Source organism: Idiomarina sp. MD25a, assembly GCF_001870515.1.
GTDB lineage: Bacteria > Pseudomonadota > Gammaproteobacteria > Enterobacterales > Alteromonadaceae > Idiomarina.
The window spans coordinates 93,794-113,226 of the sequence record NZ_MDGT01000003.1 but is presented as its reverse complement, the minus strand read 5'-3'; the positions used below and the strand labels follow the sequence as shown (position 1 = coordinate 113,226).

Below are 19,433 nucleotides of genomic sequence, written 5' to 3'. Positions count from 1 at the left end.
CTGAACCTCCGTACCCGACCTCATATTTTTGCTACCATCAACAAAATTTTAATAATTCTAACTAAAATAGGTAGTTAAACTATGAAACGACTGGTAACCAGCCTGCTTGTTTCTGCGGCCTTTGGCGCCTCTGCGTCAAACGGAGCTCCAGAACGACCGCTAATCATGCAACCCGAAATCAGCCCCGATGGCACCCAAATCGCCTTCAGTTATCAAGGTGATATCTGGACCATGTCAACGTCGGGTACCCATCCCAACCGTTTAACCATCCACGAGGGCTATGAGAGCTCACCAAAGTGGTCAAAAGACGGTAAAACCATCGCATTCAGTAGTGACCGATTTGGTAATGACGATGTGTTTGTGATGCCTAGCCAAGGCGGTCGACCCGATCGTTTGACCTATCATAGTGCGCCTGATCGTGTGCTTGGGTTTGGTCACGACAACCAAGTGCTATTTAATACGCGTCGCTTATACGCTGAAGTTGAGCGTGAGTGGGAAGTTTACGGCGTTGCGCCCAGTGGCGATGCGACCGAAGCCCGCTTTATGGATGCGCTCGGTTTTGACGCGGTGGTATCGCCTGACGGCAAAAAAATTGCTTTTGTTCGAGGCACATGCCGTATTTCACGCGAAGATTATCGCGGTCCGGCAAACCGCAATATCTGGATTTACGATACCGAAACAGGTGAATACGAGCAATTGACCGACTTTGATGGCAACGACTTTATGCCACAATGGTCTAGTAACAATGAGCTGTATTTTATTTCATCGCGCGCGGGCAAATACAACGTGTTTAGGCAGAAGTTGGGTTCAAACCGCGCCGAGCAAATTACTGATGAGCGCGAGTTTGGCGTCGAGCACTTCAGCATCGATAAGCAGGCCAATCACCTCGTTTATCAAGCCGCCGATAAAGTACAGTTAATAGCCGGTAGCAAGCGCCAATCACTCGACCTATCGATTCCTACAGACTTTCGTTTTGACCCGGTCACCAACAAGTCAACCACCAACGCTTTGGATGAGTACAGTGTCTCACCCAACGGTAAATTGATTTCTTATGTTGTGCGCGGCGACGTATTTGTTAAGCGCAACGATAAAGAAGATAAGCGCTCGGTCAGACTCACCACGGGTGCCGCACGCGACAGAGATGTTGCTTGGTTAGACGACAACACCGTGTTGTTTGTTTCTGACCGCGATGGTCAAAATGATATTTTTGCAGTGACATCAGCGGATTCTGAAGAGCCAAACCTATTTAGGTCGTTAAAGCATTCAGTTAAACCGGTAACGCGCACAGATGCCGAAGAACATGAGCCTTTGGTCTCGCCGGATGGTAAAAAAGTGGCTTACCGTGAAGGTCGTGGAAAACTCATTGTCGCGGATGTAGCCGATGATCAGTCACTGACCAACCCCGTGGTGCTATTAGACGGCTGGGCAACACCGAGCGGTGTCAGCTGGTCGCCAGACAGCCAGTGGTTAGCCTACGCTAAATCTGACTTATCATTTAACAGCGAAATCTTTATTCATGCGGCGGATAACTCTCAAGAACCCGTTAACGTCAGCATGCATCCAAAAGGCGATTACAGCCCAGTCTGGTCTCCGGATGGCAGCAAGTTAGGCTTTAGTTCCATGCGGAACAATGGCGATTACGACATTTGGTTTGCATGGTTAAAAGAAAGCGATTGGCAACGCTCGCAAGAGGAGTGGAAACGCGACGAGTTTGTTGAGGAAACTGCGGATGCCAAAGAATCTGAAGACGATTCGGACGCTGCGGAAGACGCCGTTGAGCCTATGCAGATTGATTTGGACGGCATCTATAAACGGCTTGTTCAAGTAACACGTTTTGCAGGTAACGAATCCGGTTTAGCGTTCGACAAAGAAGGCGAGCACGTTTATTATACCATCGGTGGTGCCGGTCGCCAGAACTTCGAGATGGACCAAGACCTGTTCAAAATTAAGTGGAATGGCGAAGACAAAGAGCACATTATTAAAGGTGACCAAAGCCCTCGCAGCTTATCGCTAAGTACCGATGGCAAAAGCCTTTTTGCACTTGTCGAACGCGGCACTTTAGTCAAGGTAGATACCAAAAAGGACGAACCAGAAACCTTATCGACGGTATCTCAACAAACCATCGAGCATATGGCCGAACGGGCGCAGATCTTTGATGAGGCGTGGCAAGCGCTGAATGCAGGTTTCTATGACCCTGAATTTCACGGTAACGACTGGCAAGCGCTGAAAGAAAAATATCGTCCACTGGCGTTAAAAGCATCAACGAAAGAAGACTTTCAGTACATCTTTAACTTGATGCTTGGCCAAGTGAACGCAAGTCACATGGGCTTATATCGTGGTGAAAATCCGAAAGACACCCAAGAAACCCGCACCGGTTTGCTCGGTGTTGAAGTCGTGCCCACTGAAGATGGCTTAAAAGTAACGTCTGTCTTGGATAAAAGCCCTGCCGCCCGTGATGAGAGCCGCCTACAAGTGGGCGATGTCATCACACAGGTCAACCAACAGTCGGTTAAAAGCGCGAACTTTTATCAGTTGCTGAACGGTTATGCTAACCAACGCGTGTTGCTCGATATTAAGCGAGCCGACCAGCCAACCGAAGTGGTACTTTGGCCAACCACAAGTTTAAGTGACGAGAAGTACGACAACTGGGTCGAAACACGTCGTAAGCTAACCGAAGAGTATTCTAATGGTCGTCTGGGCTATTTGCATATTCGCGGTATGAACTGGACCAGCTTCGAACGTTTTGAGCGCGAACTAATGGCCGCCGGTTACGGCAAAGACGGTATCGTCATTGACGTACGCTACAACGGTGGTGGCTGGACAACCGACTACCTCATGGCCGTATTGAACGTAGAGCAACACGCTTACACGATCCCGCGCGGTGCGACTGACAATCTGGACAAAGACCAGAAGAAATTCAGAGATAAATACCCCTACTCTGAACGTTTACCTTTGTCAGCATGGACCAAACCATCGATTGCCATGAGCAACGAAAACAGCTACTCAAACGCTGAAATTTTCGCTCATGCGTATAAGTCATTAGATATTGGTAAGCTCGTTGGTCGCCCGACCTTTGGCGCGGTTATCAGTACCGGCGCTGAGCGCTTGGTCGATGGCTCCATTATCAGAATGCCGTTTAGAGGCTGGTGGGTAAAAGAGTCCGACGCCAACATGGACTTTACCCCAGCACAACCTGATATTGAGGTCTTTAATCCACCGGCGTATAAAGCTAAGAACGTGGATCCGCAATTAGAACGTGCCGTTGAAGAGTTGTTGAAGACGCTTTAAGCCGTTTTAAGGGTGGTTTAATAAAAGGCGGGCTCTGTTTGGAGCTCGCTTTTTTTGTGGGGTTTCACAGTTTTTTACAAAACTGTACCGCCTCCGGACACTCAATCATAATCGGCTCATGAACATCGGCCGGCATCTCAAACAAAAACCGGAGCTCCCGTTGGGGTTTGTATTTGTTCATCTTTATTAAGTACTTTGATATGCCTAACAAATCTGCATACTCAGAGGAAATTCTCGATCGGTCAATTACTCTTCTCGGGCGACCAATAATAGCTTTTCCGTTATGGTAGATACAACGACCAAAGTTATAAGAACGAGCATTTAATTTAGCCGCGATTGCCCTAGCGAATGCTTGTGGATTACTCACCTCAAATGCAGAGTCATAACCGAATGAATTGACTGTAGCTGGATTGACGTCACCGATAGCAGCACAGAATAGATAATAGTTATAACCGGTGCGGTATTTACCGATCATGGTGCCCCAGTTAGCTGTTACGACTAAAGTTACGAGTCCTTCCTCATGGTCACCTATTTCAGGATTTGGATGGTGCTGGTATTCGTGAAAAGTACCCAGTTTTAAGGTTCCTTTTTCGAAAAATTCGTCAACATATCGGCGTTGCGACAATTTAATAATTGGAGCTTGAGGAGGAACATCAATATAGAAGTCCTCTTCTTTAATAGGGGCAACGAGTTGATTAGGCATGACACTGCGTTCAAAGTCCAAGTCGTGGACCATGCTTCCGCAAACTCCTTTAATCTCAAAATCTGTAAGTTGGCGATCGATCCACATGTGCTTATACAGCTGAAATTTTCTGGGCATACTAACACCTAGTAATACTTAAATTGTTTGGTTGCTATAAAATTAAGTTATTCAATCTTATGCTCATGACTGAGAGAACTCAGATTATGCTTGTTCCCTGTCTTTCAGTCGTAGCTCCATCAAACGAATTTCTTTGGCGATAAAGTTGCGATTACTTTGTGAGAAAATCCACAGTTTGGTGGCAACTTGTGCATTGAAACTCAATATCAGGCAAACGCCCCAAAAGACTTGGCCATCGGGCATGGCGGTGAAGAATTTGTAGCCCGTAAAAAACATCAACAACGTCAGGACAATCGCTAGGGCATAACCTAACTTCACCAATTTGCCGGTAGAGGATTGAAACCCAAGCTTTAAATACCCTGTAATTCCTTCGTTTTCACTCATCAGTTCATCAAGTTCACGAGAGGCAGTATGCAGTTCTTTTTTGATTCGTTCATCATTTGTCATGGTCGTTACTCCGATTGTTCAAATAGTTGCTTTAGCTTCGAACTTGCCCTTGATAGGCGAGACTTTACTGTGCCTTCCGGTAACGTCATTGCCAGGGCTGTCTCGCTAAGAGTTAGGTCATTCAAGTAAAACAGCTCGACGACATCGCGCTCGTCTTCACTCAACTGCTTTATTAGTTTGGGTAAATCGCTTAATCCACTATCCGCTGGTTGCACTTCAGGCTCCGGTGGCGCTTGATAGGACAACTTCTGCTGTGCTCTCAGCCAGTCAGTTATCTCCCACCGCAATGCACGATAAAGCCAGCTTCGAAAAAGGCTGACATCTTTTAAATGAGCCAATCGTCGATCCACTTTTGTCCAGACATTCTGAACAAGATCCTCGGCTATCATCACATCACCCACACGCAATAAGGCGAATCGCTTCATCGGGCGATGAAACTCCTGATACAACTTAGAGAGCGCAGATGTCCGCCCCTCTTGGGCTGCCAAGACTAATAGCTCAACCAGTTCCGGTTTCATGCGGACGCCCTTTTGTTCTGCCATTCAACTGATTGTCCTTAATAGCCTACCGATTAATGCTGTGACGGCTGCAACACTGACAGCGCTCACTACAAGGGTAGCGCAAAGACAGGAAGTCGCTCGTAAAGTCGTCATGATGAAGCACAAGTTAGGAATTATGTAGAAAAGACGAGCGAAGTACGGGTTGGGTTCTCGGGAATGGAATTTTCTTCCTTTAACTGCTCTAACGTTTCGGGGACATTTCAGACCGCTTTAAACTTGGCATAGTCATCAAATACAGCACGACTAACACACCAAATGGCACTAGATACATCCATTGCCACCATATGCTTTGTCCTGCATCTCGCAACCGACGGGTGGAAACCGCCAAAAAAGGAACTAACAATATAATGACGACAATAGTGGCTAAGATCATGTGTATTGCTTCGACTCATTAAGTCGTTTGGCGATTATGACTTTGAGTTTGCCACCGGTGCACCCAGGCAGTAGCAAAAAGTCAGGGGCGGTTGGATAGGCTGCTACATCACTCGAATATTGTGCAAATCAGTGGTGAAGGTTATCGATTAAAAGGCAAGAAGACTGCAGGACTGGTCCCGATGATACAAATTTAGTATAAATTAATTTTATTCAATATTTTGTATAAAAAGCTGACATGAAAATAAATACGCCAAAAGATCTAAGCACCGTCATCAGGGACAATCGAAAACTCAAAGGCTGGACCCAAGCCGATTTGGCCAAACGTATCGGAGTATATCAAAGAGATATTTCTAACTGCGAAACCAAGCCTGAAAAGGTCTCTGTCGATATGCTCATCAAACTGTGTGCGGCACTCGAATTGGAGTTTAAGATCGCCAACCTGCCCAAGAATGAAGTGTCCACGCCGACTAATTCACTTGCGAAAAAATCATTGAGATTCTAGTGGGACGAAAATCGCATACCCGAACGCTTTATTGCTCCATGAACGGATTTCCAGTAGGTGAGTTGTACTTAAAAAAAGGCCGTATGAGCTTTAAGTACGCCACAGAGTGGTTAGAAGTAGACGGTGGCCGTGCTATATCCCTAAGCGTTCTATCAGACATTTATGAAAAACCTCGGTTTGAATGTCGCAAATTGTGAAATTGCGCAGTTTGAGGATCAGCTTCCTGTATAAATCGGGTATTTTTGGTTAAAATTCTGCTTCCTTTTCCAGCTTTAGGTAATCTGCCATGGCACTCAATGAGTTCGAAATTAAGAAATGTGAGAAAGAACTTGAATCGTTCATGGCGATACGAAGACCGCCCGTGCACATACGACCAGAGCTTGACCTTGGTTACCGAATTGAAAATCAGAGTATTGAGATTTTCGAGATCAGACCGCAATGGCAAAATCCTACTGAAACCATGGAACTGCCGGTAGCAAAAACAACCTACGTAAAAACGCAAAATTGCTGGAAAGTGTATTGGCAACGCGCTGATTTGAAATGGCATGCTTATGAGCCAAAGCCTAAAGTGAAGCGACTTAGTGAGTTCTTAGAGCTTGTGAAAGAAGATCGGTATGCTTGTTTCTTTGGTTGAGCATCAATCTACAACCAGCTCAGCAGTTTAAAATTTAATTTATTCAGGTACTAATAGCGCCAAAATATAAAATAATATAAACTAACGGTTAATTTGGTTTATAAATTACAGTAGGTTGGCACTATGAGTACCGAATCATCATCTAAATTAAACAAGCTGCTCAGAGCCCAACCCACCGGGGTTGTGCTTTGCTCGTCCTGGCTTGCTGATAATGGTTACAGCGTTAACTTGCAGCAACGTTATAAAAAAAGTCGTTGGTTTGAATCTGTCGGTACGGGTGCATTGATCCGCTTCGGCGACCAGGTCGATTATCTGGGGGCTGTATATGCACTGCAAACCCAACTGGGTCTATCCGTCCATCCAGGGGGTAAGACTGCATTAGCGTTGCAGGGCAAATCACACTACTTAGAGCTCTCTCCAAAACATGCGCAACTGTTTGGTGACCAGGGTGAGCATTTACCGCTTTGGTTTAAAAAGCGGGATTGGGGCGTGAACATAAAATGCACGCTCACCAACTTCTTACCCCCAGAGCTTGGCTTAACCGAACTATCGCATAAGCAATTTAAAGTGAAGGTATCCGACCCTGCACGCGCAATCATGGAATGTTTATACCTCGCACCAAAGTCACAATCATTAACGGAAGTCTTCGAGTTAATGGAGGGACTGAATAACCTGCGGCCGGCATCCGTGCAAAAACTGCTTGAGGCCTGCAAATCAATCAAAGTGAAACGCCTATTTCTTTATATAGCTGACAAAGCGAATCACGACTGGGTGCGTTACCTCAATTTAGACAACGTGGACCTGGGCTCCGGCAAGCGCTCGATAGTAGCTGATGGGGTTTATGTAGCGAAGTACCAAATCACTGTACCGAAAGCATTGGAGGCTATGGCATGAATGACGCTTATAAAAGGCAGGTAAAGCTGCTTCTGGATGTGTTGCCGGAGGTTGCTAAAGAGGAATGTTTTGCGATGCATGGCGGTACGGCCATCAATTTGTTTCTGCAGAACATGCCAAGATTGTCCGTAGACATCGACTTAACTTACGTCGAAATAGCTGAGCGAGCTGAAACGATGGATGCCATCAATGCCGCCCTTTTGCGCACAAAAGGGCGCATAGAAAACTTGAGCGGATCCATACGCATTCAGCATAAACCGAAGGTTTGTAAACTTCAGATTAGTCAGCACGGCGTTCAAATTAAGATTGAAGTGAATATGGTTGGGCGCGGTTTATTGGAACCAGCAACAAAAACGGCATTATGTGCATCTGCACAAGAGCAATACAACGTATTCTGTGCCATGCCGATAGTCCCGCTTGGTCAGCTTTATGGCGGCAAACTCTGTGCAGCGCTTGACCGCCAGCACCCAAGAGACCTTTTCGATACGAAGCTCTTGTTGGAAGGTACTGGCTTTACGGACGAAATAAAACGTGGCTTTATATTCGCCCTCATCAGCAGCAACCGACCCACGCATGAGATGCTCGAGCCAAACTTGCTTGACCAGCAAGCAGCCTTTGAAAACCAGTTCGAGGGAATGAGTGACCTTGCGTTCAGTTATGCCGACTATGAAGCCACCAGAGGCATCCTCATTGATACGATAAGAAGAAATTTGAACGAGTCGGATAAGCAGTTTTTGTTAAGCTTTAATAGACTAAAGCCTGACTGGTCTGTATACGACTATCAGCGCTTTCCATCCGTTAAGTGGAAACTGTTCAACTTGGCCAAATTCAAGGAAGACAATCCAGAGATCTATCAACGACAACTTCATCGACTTGAAGCGTTATTGGCAAGCTGACTTATCGCTCTGGCGAAAGAACATATTGTCGCGCAAAATGCGCGACCTACGAATGGCGCACCCTATAGGAGTCGAACCTATGACCTTTGCCTCCGGAGGGCAACGCTCTATCCAGCTGAGCTAAGGGTGCGCATGCGACAGAAAAGCGAGGGCATTATATGGATTTGGCCGCGCGCTGTCCAGCGCTGACCTTCGGTTCAAACTCCCACGCTTTTATTAATAGTTATTTTAGAACCTCTTAAACACATCTCTTTTTTTAGATAATTGGTCTTATACATGTTGTTGGCAGGGCCGGTCGAGATATAGTGCAGGTAGAACAATCTGTCTTTTAATAAAAGGAACAACTATGTCTCTACAACGAGCGATATCAACGCTTGCTATCTCAGCGGCGTTAGCTTTGCCGGCGGCGGCAAGCGACTATTTATCCACCAAAGTGCGTTTTACAAGTGATAACGCGCCGGCTTCAACGCGGGTTGTCTTTGTGCCTGAAAATCAATCGATTGCTATTGAGGGCTGGACTGCTGAACAAAATCAAGCGGTCGCGCGCGCAGCCGGCATTGAGGCGTTTACCGGTGCGGCGTCGCAGCACGTCACTTTGATTGCGCCAGAGGGTACGCAGGCGGATCACCTGATGCTGGCGGGCGTGGGAAATCCTGCTGAATTATCACGGTTTAATGCTGAAAAGTTAGGCGCGGCGATTGCGGCTGCATTAAAGCCTGAGCTAACGGATGTTGTTTTTGATACTCGGTTAATTTCTAACCCGGGTGTCGCAGCCGAAATCAGCGCACAGGTTGCGCATGGTATCGACCTGCGCAATTATCGCTTTGACCGTTACCAGTCAGAGCCCAAAGCACGTCCTGAGACCACTTATCACTGGGTGACACAGTCACCGCAGGTGGCTGAACGACACTATGAAGATTACCGTGCTATCGCCGAGGGCGTGTTTGTGGCGCGTGATATTACCGCGTTACCAGGCAGCGATGGCTACCCTGAGGCGATCGTTGAGCTTGCTAAGCAAGCCATGAGCGATTTAGATATTGAGCTCACCATTATCACGCCTGAGCAAGTCAAAGAAATGGGAATGGGCTTGCTTGAGAGTGTGAGTGCGGGCAGCCAACACGGTTCTTACCTGTTAGCGGCGCATTACAAAGGCAGTGATGAGGCGCCGATTGCACTGGTGGGCAAAGGTAACACCTTTGATACCGGCGGCTACAACCTTAAAACCAGCTCATCGTCGATTCTTCGCATGCAAACCGACAAAGCCGGTGCAGGTGCTGTCATTGGTGCGGTCATGGCACTTGCCAAGCAACAGGCGCCTGTTAACGTGGTCGCGATTGCCCCGCTTTCGCACAACCTAATTTCGGGTTCAGCAACATTACCGGGAGACGTGGTTAAAGCCGGTGACGGTACGCTGGTTGAAATCGCCAATACCGATGCGGAAGGTCGCTTAATTTTAGGTGACGCGAACTGGTATGCGAACGATGCGTTCAAACCACGCGCTATCGCTAATATTGCGACGTTAACAGGCTCTAAAGTCGGTGCGTTGGGTACCGGTTATGCGGCGATGTTTGCTTCGGCGGATGATCTTCGTGCCGCTATTATTGAAGCCGGCAAGGTCACGGATGAAAAGGTATGGGAACTCCCGTTAGAGGGTTACCCCGGCATTATCGACAGCCCTTTAGCCGATATCCGTAATATTGGTTCGCCAGGCACCCAAGCGGGTGCAGCGTTCTTAAAACACTTTGCGGGCGATACGCCGTGGATCCACATTGATATGGCCGCTGATGCAATGGTCAGCAGCCCAACCGGTATTCACCCGGCAGGTCCTACAGGCTTTGGTGTTCGCTTACTAACCGAGTGGGTACACCAACTGAATAAATAGCGCCCATAAAAAAGCACGGCCTCAGTGCCGTGCTTTTTTCACCTACTGCCTGTCACACTACTGACGCACCAGCGTCAGGTTATGAAAATCAAAACTGAAGTCGGTAAATGGCGCAACCGCTTTCATGGTTGCCTGTTTTACTGAGTCGTCCTCGTTCAATTCAAAACGCACATAGGCATCGGCTTCCAGCAAGGGTTCATCCCAATGTACGATAAACGTATCACCGTTGTAATGTTCTAAGGTGCCTTTGAGCATCGGGGTATGAGTGAAGTCCAAGCGTAACTCATCGCCCTGCATACGAATATCGATATCGCCATACCACGCATCGGTATAAGTACCGGCGTATGCTTGCTTAGCTAACGTGGCGTCTTCTTCAGTGTCGGGTTTGGGTATTTTAAAGTCCGTTTTGCGTTGCATAAACTGGCGATAATTCTCTGACTGCTCAGCAACCCAATCTTGGTCAGGTAGATTAAGTACTTGTTCAAGTGCTTCTTGCGTAATTGCTGTCAGACCGCCAAAAGCTTGTTGGTTACTCACCACGGTAATCCCAAAATTTTCTTCTGGGATGAGTGTGGTTAATGACAACATGCCCAAGATACCGCCACTATGATAAACCTGTTTAACACCGTGGTAGTCTTTTACGAACCAACCTAAGCCATAGCCTTGGAAGAACGTACCCTGCTCAGCGGCTTTATCCGAAACGCCAATGGGGGTGGTTAATTGCCACATTTGATGCTGTGACTCGGGCGAAAAGACCTGCTCGCCCGATGGGCTTTTACCATGCTGTAACTGTGTAATTAACCAGTTGCCCATGTCATCAACACTCGCGGCCGTTGCCCCCGCGCCGCCAAAGTCTTCAAGAAAATCGAGTGGAAAGCGATGTAATTCGCCGTCCTTCTCGATGGTACCGACCGCGACATTGTCGTTCGCTGCCGGAATGTTAGAGAAGCCAACAACGCTCTCGTCCATATTAAGCGGTTCGAAGAACGTCTGCTCAATGTAGTCAGAGTAAGGTATACCGGTTACCTGATGAATGAGTTCGCCTGCTGTTAAAAACATCAAGTTATTATAGGCAAATTGCGTTCTAAACCCGTGGTCCATCGGCACGTTAGCGAGGCCAGCAATAATCTCATCGACCGACTTATCAGTATTCGGCCAGATCATTAAGTCGCCGGCGCCTAAGCCCAAGCCAGAACGGTGGCTTAGTAAATCACGAATGGTGAGGCGATGAGTCAACTCCGGATCGGATAACTTAAACTCCGGTAGATATTCAGTGACTTTGTCATCCCAATCCAGTTTACCCTGGTCGACAAGGTGGGCAATCGCGGCAGCGGTAAACGCCTTGGTATGCGAGGCGATACCAAACAAGGTATTTTTGGTGACCGGTTCTTGGCTTTCGATATCACGGACGCCGAAGCCTTCGGCTAAAATCACTTTGCCATCTTTTACAGCGACAACGGCAAGTCCGGGAATGTTAAATGCCTTAAGCGTTTGCTGCGCTGTAGTGCGGATCTTTTCATCCAGTGCAACAGTTTGCTGTAGGCTTTGGCTTGTCGCTTCCTTTTTTGTCGTTGTTTGTGGTTCTGAGCAACCTGCAAGCAGCGCCACACTAATGACGGCACTTAACAAACTGATGCGTGTTTTCATATCTCGTTTCTCTCTCGGCTCGACGTTAATGTAGAGAACTCTATTAAGTACCATAATGCCGAGAAAACTTCTATTTCAGCCCTGTATGCCTGCCGTACAACAAATTGAACGATAGCCGATACGTTTTTCTTAAAAGAAAATTAAAATAAGTAGTTGACTATGTAATGAGAACAATTATCATCTGCGCCACTTATAGAAAATGATAAGGATTCTCATGTCCAAGAAGCTGCTATCTCTTTTAATTGCATCCATTGTATCCGGTCAGGCATTGGCCCAAGACGAAGTTAATCGTACAGGTGTCGATGAGACCATCGAAATTACCGCAACACGGACTAAAATCCCTCAAAGCGCGATTCCAGCTACGGTGACCGTCATTGATGGAGAGCAATTGCGCCAGCAAATGATGGTTGCAGAGTCGCTTTCTGATGTCCTCGGCAAGTTGATTCCTGCATTTTCTCCCTCGCGTCAAAAGTTAACCTCATCGGGCGAGACATTACGCGGCCGCCAACCACTTTACTTAATTGATGGCGTGCCTCAGTCCAACCCATTACGGGATGGTTCACGCGCGGCGTATACCATTGACCCGTTCATGATTGAACGTGTAGAAGTCATCCATGGCGCCAGCGCTATTCAAGGTTTAGGCGCAAGCGGCGGTATTATTAATATCGTGACTAAGCAGGCACAAGAAGGCACCACGCAAGAAGTAAACGCCGGTTTCACAGCACCCGATAGCGAAATCTCAGAAGGGCTCAGCTACGAAGCGGGCTATTTAGTACGTCACGCCGAGGGCGATTGGAAGTTTGTTGCTGGTGCACAATACCGCGATACCGGTATGTACGTGGATGGTAAGGGTCAGTTAATTGGTGTCGATACCACACAAGGCGACACCATGGACTCGAAGAGCTACGACGTGTTTTTCAAAGGTGAATACCGCATTGATAGCACTCAGTCACTGGCGTTAATGGTCAATCACTTTGATATGGCGGGTAATGGTGATTACTTTGCTACTGTAGGTAACCGCGAACTGGGCGTTCCTGCTCTATCGGTCGAAGGTGAATACCCAGGCGATGCACCAGAAAACGAAGTCACCACCAGTAGTTTGACATATAAAAACACCGATATTTTAGGTGCTGACCTCAACTGGCAGCTGTTCTTGCAAGACTTCTCCGCACTTTATGGTGGCGGCAACTATGCTACCTTCCAAGATCCGCAGTACGGCGATGATATCTTTGACCAGTCTCGCAATGACTCGCGTAAGTATGGTTCTCGCATTACCATGAACTGGGCAAAAGTTGCTGACCTGCCTGTTGATGTAACAGCAGGTGTCGACTTCATGAACGATAAGACGTTCCAAGAGCTCGCACAAACCGGTCGTAAGTGGGTACCGGAGACTGAATTTGAAAACTGGGCGCCGTACGCACAGTTGAGCTATCAAGCCAACGGACTCACACTGAGTGGTGGTTTACGTTACGAATACGGCAAGCTCAAAGCGGATAGCTTCACCACCCTCGCTTCTTACGGCAGTGTGTTTGTCGAAGGCGGCGAACCGAGCTTCAATGAATTGCTCACCAACTTAGGCGCAGTTTATGCGTTGAACGATAACTGGCGTGTATTCGCGAGTTACTCTGAAGGCTTTAGCATGCCAGACGTAGGGCGTGTGTTGCGCGGTATCTCAACACCGGGTTTAAGTGTGAGCAGCTTCTTAGACTTACAGCCAGTACTTGCTGATAACGAGGAAATCGGCGTCGAGTTCAACAACAACGCATGGCGCGCTTCAATCAGCTACTACCGTTCTGAATCGGATTTAGGCGCTCGTTTGCAAGCGGATGCTGATGGCATTTACTCGGTTAAACGTGAACGCACTGAAATCGACGGTATCGAGGCTAGTGCAGAATATGCGTTCTCAAACGATACGGCATTTGGTTTGAACTACGCTGATACTGACGGGGAGTTTGACAGTGATGGCGATAACCAAGTCGATACGCAGCTTGGTGGTCGTAATATCGCCCCAAAACGCGCGAACCTGTACTGGTCACAACAATGGACTGGACAAGTTTCGAGCCGGGTACAGTGGAACAAGTTCTTTGACCGCGACATCTACTCAGGTGCCGAAGCCATTAATAACTTTGATGGCTATAACACCATCGATGCATCGGTCTTGCTTGAAACTCGCGACTATGGTCAATTTGCACTCGGTATCGAGAACTTATTCGATGAGTACTACTTCACCTACTATGCACAAACCGTCGGTGGTGATAACCGTAACTTTACCGGTCGCGGACGTACTATCAGCTTAAACTGGAACTATGCTTGGTAGTCATACGTGAGGCGCATTAAGCTACCGTCACTGACACAGTGGCATCGCTGGCTTGGCCTTGTGCTGAGTGGTTGGGTACTGCTCATGGCAGTGACGGGCTCAATGCTGTTATTCAAAAATCAGTGGCTGATGTGGCAATACCCCAGTCTGCGACTCGACAATCCCGTGTCGCACGCGACATCAGCAACTATTGCCGATCGCTATACGGCAGGGTACGCGTATCTTCCTACTGACGACCGTCCCTGGTTTGAGCTGGTTGATGGTGACGGTAACCATCACTATTTTGGCCCTCAAGGTGAGCAACTGCTTACTCGAGCGCCCTACGCTGACACGGTGAGCTGGTTTGTCGAACTGCACCATCATCTTGCGCTTGATGAGTTCGGCAAGGACATCCTCGGAGTATTGTCGCTACTTGCCTTGGTATTGATTACCACCGGCCTAGTACGCTGGTGGCCTAAGCGACAATGGCGCTGGAAAAACCTCGCCGTACGCTTTTATAACCCGTTCTCGGCTAAAGGCATGCAAACCTTATGGCAATTGCACCGCAGCACCGGTGCTATCGTCTTTATCCCGGTGGCATTACTGATGCTTACTGGTAGTGCGATTATGTATGCGAGCACGGTCAAAGGCGGTTTAACCACCCTATTACCGATGACCGATTCACGGATACACCACTCAGTACCCGAACGCTCAGCAACACACTGGCAGGAACGCTTTGAAGTCGCCCGTACCGTCCTACCTAACGCCGATATTCGCTTAATTTATTTAGACTCAGGGCGCATGCGCTTAAAATGGCCTGATGAATGGCATCCGAATGGTCGTAATTACATTGCGTTTGATGAAACAGGGACACTTTCCAGCATTACGGATGTGCGGACACGCCCCTTAGGTGAGCAAGTGTCCCATATGATCTATCCGCTGCATGTGGCGGCTGTCGGTGGCACCGCCATGACCCTGGTTATTTTGGCAGGGGGGATTGCGCTATTACTACTACCTATGACCGGTGTTTGGTTTTACCTAAAACGTCGCAACAAACGTTAGTCTGCATAAACGCGTGGCACGCGACGTGTCACTTGAGCAAATAGCTCGTAAGTGATTGTCCGCGCTTGATCGGCAATCACTTGTATCGGTAGACGCTCACCCCAGAGTTCAACATTATCGCCGAGCTCAATACCCTCAATATCGGTCACATCGACCGTAATCATATCCATCGAAATACGACCGACTAAACAGCCTACTTGATCATTAATAATCATCGGTGTGCCATCGGGTAAGCTACGCGGGTAGCCATCGGCGTAACCTATTGCCACCGTCGCGATACGGCTCTCTCGTTGTGCTCGCCAGCGACTCCCATAACCTACGGTTTCACCTGGCTGAATTGTGCGTAACGCGATCACGGGCGCTTCAAGCACCATGGTTGGTTTGAGTAGTTCAGCATCGCTTAATTCAACCTGAGAGGGGTTTTGCCCATACAGCGCAATCCCAGCCCGAAACCATTTAGTCAGGCCCATCGCATCCAGTACATCGTCACCCAACATAAAGGCACTGTTTGCCACGCTAACACCATCTATTTTATCACGCACCGCATGGAGTACCGCGTAAAAGCGTTCTAACTGCATCGCGGTCAACGGGCTCTCAGGATTATCCGCCTCAGCAAAGTGAGTCATCAGCACAATGTGGTTGATCTGCGCATGCGCGCGAAGCTGTCCTACCGCCTCTTCGACGTCATCGGCAAAAAAGCCTAATCGGTGCATACCTGAGTCTTGCTTCAGCCAAACGTTAACCCGATTGGTTTCCGAAGTAATTTCGCTCAGAAACTCAATTTGCTGCGCGTTGTGTATCACGGGTTCAAAATGCTGCTCAGCGCATATCAACCAGTCTTCAGTGCTGTATACCCCCTGCAAAATGACGATGGGCTTGTCGATACCTGAGTCGCGTAACGCAATCGCTTCATCAATAAAAGCAACGGCGTATTTTTCGACGTAATCCGCGATGGCATGCGCCACTTCTGTCGCGCCATGACCGTATCCGTCCGCTTTTATAACGCCTAGCATCGGCTGCTGGTCGATATACGACTTTAATTGTTTGGCATTGTCCCGTAAATTTGTCAGTAAGATACGAGCGCGGGTTTGTCGATGCGGCTGAGACATGCAGGCGATCCAAAGCTCAAATAGGTAAATGATAGCGAACATTTAATCATGTTCGTGACTTGGCTTCGAGCGTTTTAGCGCGGTTTCAATGATGATTTTTCGAAGCGTTTACAGAACACCCGTTAGAATAAAAATTAAGGACGCATTATGTGGTTAAAAACATCCGCTCTGGTAATTGGGCTTGCAACGTTATCACCGTCTACTAACGCACAAACCAATGACTATTTTGCTATCGACGATATCTTTCAGCTCGAGTATGCGAATGATGTAAGCATCTCGCCTGATGGACGCTATATCGCCTACATTCGTAATCGCTTTAACGATATGAAGGACAACACCGAGCGTTCGGTCTGGATCCTTGATACGGCATCAAATCAACACTATCCACTCTTTGATGAGGGCGACGCCTACGGCAACTTAACGTGGTCACCTGACAGTCAACGGCTAGCATTAACATCCAATCGCAAGGACAGTTATCAGGTTCATGTGTATTGGCTTAATCAAGACAAGCACGCAGAGATTACCCATGTGCATGAATCGCCAAGTCAATTAGCTTGGTCACCTGATGGTGAGTCGATCGCTTTCTTAATGGATGTGCCGGCAGAAAAAACGGCCTTTGAAAAGAAAGTAAAACGTCCCACTAAACCGGAGGGCGCCGACTGGGGTGGGCAACCGATTGTTGTGCAAGAAGCTTATTATCAAAGCGATGGCCAAGGTGTGCTAAAACCCGCACATGCACAAATTTTTACTGTTCCAGCGACCGGTGGCAGTGTACAGCAATTAACCACGGGGGCGTTCCGCCATTCTGGGCCACTGACTTGGAGTCACGATGGCGAGTCGATCGTGTTTTCCGCTAACCGCGACAAAGACTGGGCCTATGAGGTGAATGACAGTGACCTTTATGCCGTTAATGTGAAAACTCAGCAGCTCACGCGCATCACTCAGGCGCCGGGTCAGGAATACGCGCCACAGTTTTCACCCGATGGTGAGCGTTTGGTTTATTTACACAGTAGCGATGAGCCGGTTCCTTATCACAAAGGTGAACTGTGGGTCATGGACTGGGCCTCGAAACAAAAACGCGAGCTGCAAAGCGAATTAGATCGCTCGTTTGCCAACCCACAGTGGAATGGCGAGGACGCGATTGCGGTGCAATTTGCAGACCGCGGTAAAACCGTGATTGCCAACGTCAGTCTAGACGATGAATTAACCCGCCGTGTTGATGATGTGTCAGGTACCTATGTCAGTCGCCCGTATACGATGGGCAGTTTCAGCGCATCGAACAATGGCGCTATCGCTTATACGCAAGGTACTCCTTACCGTCCTGCCGATGTCGGTTATCAAGCGTCTGGGGATGAAACACACACGTTGACTCAGCTTAACGAAGACGTGTTGGGCAACAAAAAGCTCGGCAAGGTACACGAAATCACATACAACTCGAGCTACGATGATCAGCCGATTCAGGGTTGGTATATCACCCCCCCGGACTTTGACGAAGATAAAGAGTATCCGCTGATCGTTGAAATTCATGGCGGTCCGCATCTTTCTTACGGTCCTCATTTTGCCGCCGAGCATCAGCGCTACGCAGCTGAAGGCTACGTCGTTCTGTACGTAAACTACCGTGGTAGCACCTCTTACGGAAAAGACTTCGCGATGCTACTCGATGGCAACTACGCTTCAGAGTATGACTTTGCTGATCATATGAGTGGTGTTGATGCGATGATTGATAAGGGCTTTGTTGATGCAGACAACTTATTTATTGCCGGCGGCTCGGCGGGCGGTATTGCCACAGCCTATGCGGTAGGCTTAACCGACCGATTTAATGCAGCAGCGGCCACTAACCCTGTGATTAACTGGGTCAGTAAAGTACTCACGGCAGATAGTTCCATTGGGCAAATTACCAATCAGTTTCCGGCGATGCCATGGGAGGATTTAGACCATTATTGGAAACGCTCACCATTGTCACTTGTAGGAAACGTCTCGACGCCTGTATTGTTATTTACTGGTGAAAATGATCGTCGCACGCCTATCTCAGAGACTGAACAGTTCTACCAAGCGCTGAAGTTGCGCCACGTCGATACTGCCATGGTCCGAGTGCCTGGCGCGTCTCACGGCGTAACCTACCGTCCTTCACATATGATTGCCAAGATCGAACACGCGTTGGCCTGGTTCGAACACTATAAGAAGTAATGGTTTTATGATTGAACAGTTAGTGACGCTTGGTCCTGCCGGCACGTTCTCGGAGCGTGCCGCGCAGCACTTTCAGCAACAGTTAGGCGACTCAGTGCCCATTGTGTTTAAAAGCACGTTGCCAGATGTCCTACACAGCGTAAATGACACACAACTTGCGGTCGTTCCTATCGAGAACCTAATTGATGGTTTCGTGTCGCCCGTTGTCGACCATTTTGCACACCATCCATTGTATATTCACGCAGAATATCGACTGCCCATTCAGTATCATTTGCTCGCTAACAGTCAGCATCCAGAGCAAGTATGGGCGCAATTTGTGGCTGCCGGGCAGTGTCATCACGCGTTAAATACCCTGTCATTACCGATTGTGCATACCGCAAGCAACACCGCTTCGTTGAATGAGTTAGTCGCTGCGGATAAACCGTCGGCCGCCGTTGTCCCGAGCCATATACCCTGCCCAGAACAGTTGCATTGTATTCAGCGTACTATCGCCGATAGCCACAAAAACCAAACCCGCTTTGTGTTACTATCCGCGCACGCCGAGCCCTTGCTGGCACTGCAAGATAGCCGTTGGAAAAGTAGTGTGATGCTGATCGACGATAATGACCACCCGGGCTTACTCGTTGATAGTTTAAAAGCGTTTGCCGAGCAAGGCATTAACTTAACCTCGATTGTTTCACGTCCGACCGGGGATGGTTTTGGCCAGTATCACTTTTTCATCGATTTTGATGGTCATGAACAGGATCTTTCGGTACAGAAGGCGCTCAAAAAGCTCGCTGAGTTGAATCAAATTAGCTGGTTGGGTTCGTATCCAGCCTTTAATTAGGAGATTTT

General features: G+C 48.1%; 17 protein-coding genes, 1 tRNA gene and 1 pseudogene. 12 read left to right on the top strand and 7 right to left on the bottom strand.

Going from position 1 to position 19,433, the window contains the following annotated elements:
* The first annotated feature begins 81 nt into the window (after positions 1–81).
* Positions 82–3,288, top strand: coding sequence for a S41 family peptidase (locus BFR57_RS04635; protein ID WP_071462875.1), 3,207 nt, complete (start codon positions 82–84; stop codon positions 3,286–3,288).
* Between the two features lie 64 nt (positions 3,289–3,352).
* Here the strand turns inward: BFR57_RS04635 and BFR57_RS04630 are convergent, their stop codons facing one another.
* The 4 genes from BFR57_RS04630 to BFR57_RS12975 all read right to left on the bottom strand — a co-directional run bounded on the left by BFR57_RS04630 (position 3,353) and on the right by BFR57_RS12975 (position 5,488).
* Positions 3,353–4,108: a hypothetical protein gene (locus tag BFR57_RS04630; RefSeq protein ID WP_071462874.1), complete on the bottom strand. Its 756-nt coding sequence runs from the start codon at positions 4,106–4,108 to the stop codon at positions 3,353–3,355.
* Positions 4,109–4,192: 84 nt separating this feature from the next.
* A complete protein-coding gene (locus BFR57_RS04625) occupies positions 4,193–4,555 on the bottom strand; it encodes a DUF6768 family protein (protein ID WP_071462873.1) in 363 nt (120 codons plus the stop codon).
* Positions 4,556–4,560: 5 nt separating this feature from the next.
* Positions 4,561–5,097, bottom strand: a complete 537-nt coding sequence (locus BFR57_RS04620; RefSeq protein WP_071462872.1) for an RNA polymerase sigma factor — start codon at positions 5,095–5,097, stop codon at positions 4,561–4,563.
* 199 nt (positions 5,098–5,296) lie between these two features.
* Entirely contained in the window at positions 5,297–5,488 is a 192-nt protein-coding gene (locus tag BFR57_RS12975) for a DUF805 domain-containing protein (protein WP_083405037.1), read from the bottom strand.
* Between the two features lie 91 nt (positions 5,489–5,579).
* Here BFR57_RS12975 and BFR57_RS12880 point away from each other — a divergent pair.
* From BFR57_RS12880 to BFR57_RS04600, 6 genes and pseudogenes are all read left to right on the top strand, one after another.
* Positions 5,580–5,684, top strand: a pseudogene (locus tag BFR57_RS12880) (ATP-binding protein); the annotation flags it as partial.
* Between the two features lie 41 nt (positions 5,685–5,725).
* Complete coding sequence (locus tag BFR57_RS04615) at positions 5,726–5,992, top strand: helix-turn-helix domain-containing protein (RefSeq protein WP_071462871.1); 267 nt, start codon at positions 5,726–5,728, stop codon at positions 5,990–5,992.
* A gap of 38 nt (positions 5,993–6,030) precedes the next feature.
* Positions 6,031–6,189, top strand: coding sequence for a HipA N-terminal domain-containing protein (locus tag BFR57_RS12970; protein WP_367158747.1), 159 nt, complete (start codon positions 6,031–6,033; stop codon positions 6,187–6,189).
* Between the two features lie 89 nt (positions 6,190–6,278).
* Positions 6,279–6,626, top strand: coding sequence for a DUF3024 domain-containing protein (locus tag BFR57_RS04610; RefSeq protein ID WP_071462870.1), 348 nt, complete (start codon positions 6,279–6,281; stop codon positions 6,624–6,626).
* Positions 6,627–6,749: 123 nt separating this feature from the next.
* A complete protein-coding gene (locus tag BFR57_RS04605; RefSeq protein ID WP_071462869.1) occupies positions 6,750–7,520 on the top strand; it encodes a type IV toxin-antitoxin system AbiEi family antitoxin in 771 nt (256 codons plus the stop codon).
* Positions 7,517–8,416, top strand: coding sequence for a nucleotidyl transferase AbiEii/AbiGii toxin family protein (locus tag BFR57_RS04600; RefSeq protein ID WP_071462868.1), 900 nt, complete (start codon positions 7,517–7,519; stop codon positions 8,414–8,416). Before BFR57_RS04605 ends, BFR57_RS04600 begins: the two co-directional genes overlap by 4 nt.
* A gap of 53 nt (positions 8,417–8,469) precedes the next feature.
* On the opposite strand, the gene BFR57_RS04595 is transcribed toward BFR57_RS04600, so the two are convergent.
* A tRNA-Arg gene (locus BFR57_RS04595) sits at positions 8,470–8,546 on the bottom strand.
* Positions 8,547–8,762: 216 nt separating this feature from the next.
* Here BFR57_RS04595 and BFR57_RS04590 point away from each other — a divergent pair.
* Positions 8,763–10,298, top strand: coding sequence for a M17 family metallopeptidase (locus tag BFR57_RS04590; protein WP_071462867.1), 1,536 nt, complete (start codon positions 8,763–8,765; stop codon positions 10,296–10,298).
* A 57-nt stretch (positions 10,299–10,355) separates the two neighbouring features.
* On the opposite strand, the gene BFR57_RS04585 is transcribed toward BFR57_RS04590, so the two are convergent.
* Positions 10,356–11,945: a serine hydrolase gene (locus tag BFR57_RS04585; RefSeq protein WP_083405036.1), complete on the bottom strand. Its 1,590-nt coding sequence runs from the start codon at positions 11,943–11,945 to the stop codon at positions 10,356–10,358.
* A 214-nt stretch (positions 11,946–12,159) separates the two neighbouring features.
* On the opposite strand from BFR57_RS04585, the gene BFR57_RS04580 reads away from it, so the two are divergent.
* Together BFR57_RS04580 and BFR57_RS04575 are read left to right on the top strand one after the other, a co-directional pair.
* Positions 12,160–14,262: a TonB-dependent receptor gene (locus BFR57_RS04580; protein WP_071462866.1), complete on the top strand. Its 2,103-nt coding sequence runs from the start codon at positions 12,160–12,162 to the stop codon at positions 14,260–14,262.
* A 6-nt stretch (positions 14,263–14,268) separates the two neighbouring features.
* Complete coding sequence (locus BFR57_RS04575) at positions 14,269–15,303, top strand: PepSY domain-containing protein (protein ID WP_071462865.1); 1,035 nt, start codon at positions 14,269–14,271, stop codon at positions 15,301–15,303.
* Here the strand turns inward: BFR57_RS04575 and alr are convergent.
* Positions 15,300–16,412, bottom strand: coding sequence for an alanine racemase (gene alr / locus BFR57_RS04570; RefSeq protein ID WP_071463835.1), 1,113 nt, complete (start codon positions 16,410–16,412; stop codon positions 15,300–15,302). The genes BFR57_RS04575 and alr overlap by 4 nt on opposite strands.
* Before the next feature lie 147 nt (positions 16,413–16,559).
* Between alr and BFR57_RS04565 the strand changes: the two genes are divergently transcribed.
* Together BFR57_RS04565 and BFR57_RS04560 are read left to right on the top strand one after the other, a co-directional pair.
* Positions 16,560–18,599: a S9 family peptidase gene (locus BFR57_RS04565; protein WP_071462864.1), complete on the top strand. Its 2,040-nt coding sequence runs from the start codon at positions 16,560–16,562 to the stop codon at positions 18,597–18,599.
* 7 nt (positions 18,600–18,606) lie between these two features.
* Positions 18,607–19,425 (top strand): prephenate dehydratase domain-containing protein, encoded by an 819-nt coding sequence (locus tag BFR57_RS04560; protein ID WP_071462863.1) that lies wholly within the window; start codon positions 18,607–18,609, stop codon positions 19,423–19,425.
* Positions 19,426–19,433: the final 8 nt, after the last annotated feature.

Excerpts from the sequence above, each read along its gene's own strand:
- BFR57_RS04635 (WP_071462875.1), top strand. The coding sequence starts at position 82 with ATGAAACGACTGGTAACCAGCCTGCTTGTTTCTGCGGCCTTTGGCGCC.
- BFR57_RS04630 (WP_071462874.1), bottom strand. The coding sequence starts at position 4,108 with ATGCCCAGAAAATTTCAGCTGTATAAGCACATGTGGATCGATCGCCAA.
- BFR57_RS04625 (WP_071462873.1), bottom strand. The coding sequence starts at position 4,555 with ATGACAAATGATGAACGAATCAAAAAAGAACTGCATACTGCCTCTCGT.
- BFR57_RS04620 (WP_071462872.1), bottom strand. The coding sequence starts at position 5,097 with ATGGCAGAACAAAAGGGCGTCCGCATGAAACCGGAACTGGTTGAGCTA.
- BFR57_RS12975 (WP_083405037.1), bottom strand. The coding sequence starts at position 5,488 with ATGATCTTAGCCACTATTGTCGTCATTATATTGTTAGTTCCTTTTTTG.
- BFR57_RS04615 (WP_071462871.1), top strand. The coding sequence starts at position 5,726 with ATGAAAATAAATACGCCAAAAGATCTAAGCACCGTCATCAGGGACAAT.
- BFR57_RS12970 (WP_367158747.1), top strand. The coding sequence starts at position 6,031 with ATGAACGGATTTCCAGTAGGTGAGTTGTACTTAAAAAAAGGCCGTATG.
- BFR57_RS04610 (WP_071462870.1), top strand. The coding sequence starts at position 6,279 with ATGGCACTCAATGAGTTCGAAATTAAGAAATGTGAGAAAGAACTTGAA.
- BFR57_RS04605 (WP_071462869.1), top strand. The coding sequence starts at position 6,750 with ATGAGTACCGAATCATCATCTAAATTAAACAAGCTGCTCAGAGCCCAA.
- BFR57_RS04600 (WP_071462868.1), top strand. The coding sequence starts at position 7,517 with ATGAATGACGCTTATAAAAGGCAGGTAAAGCTGCTTCTGGATGTGTTG.
- BFR57_RS04590 (WP_071462867.1), top strand. The coding sequence starts at position 8,763 with ATGTCTCTACAACGAGCGATATCAACGCTTGCTATCTCAGCGGCGTTA.
- BFR57_RS04585 (WP_083405036.1), bottom strand. The coding sequence starts at position 11,945 with ATGAAAACACGCATCAGTTTGTTAAGTGCCGTCATTAGTGTGGCGCTG.
- BFR57_RS04580 (WP_071462866.1), top strand. The coding sequence starts at position 12,160 with ATGTCCAAGAAGCTGCTATCTCTTTTAATTGCATCCATTGTATCCGGT.
- alr (WP_071463835.1), bottom strand. The coding sequence starts at position 16,412 with ATGTCTCAGCCGCATCGACAAACCCGCGCTCGTATCTTACTGACAAAT.
- BFR57_RS04565 (WP_071462864.1), top strand. The coding sequence starts at position 16,560 with ATGTGGTTAAAAACATCCGCTCTGGTAATTGGGCTTGCAACGTTATCA.
- BFR57_RS04560 (WP_071462863.1), top strand. The coding sequence starts at position 18,607 with ATGATTGAACAGTTAGTGACGCTTGGTCCTGCCGGCACGTTCTCGGAG.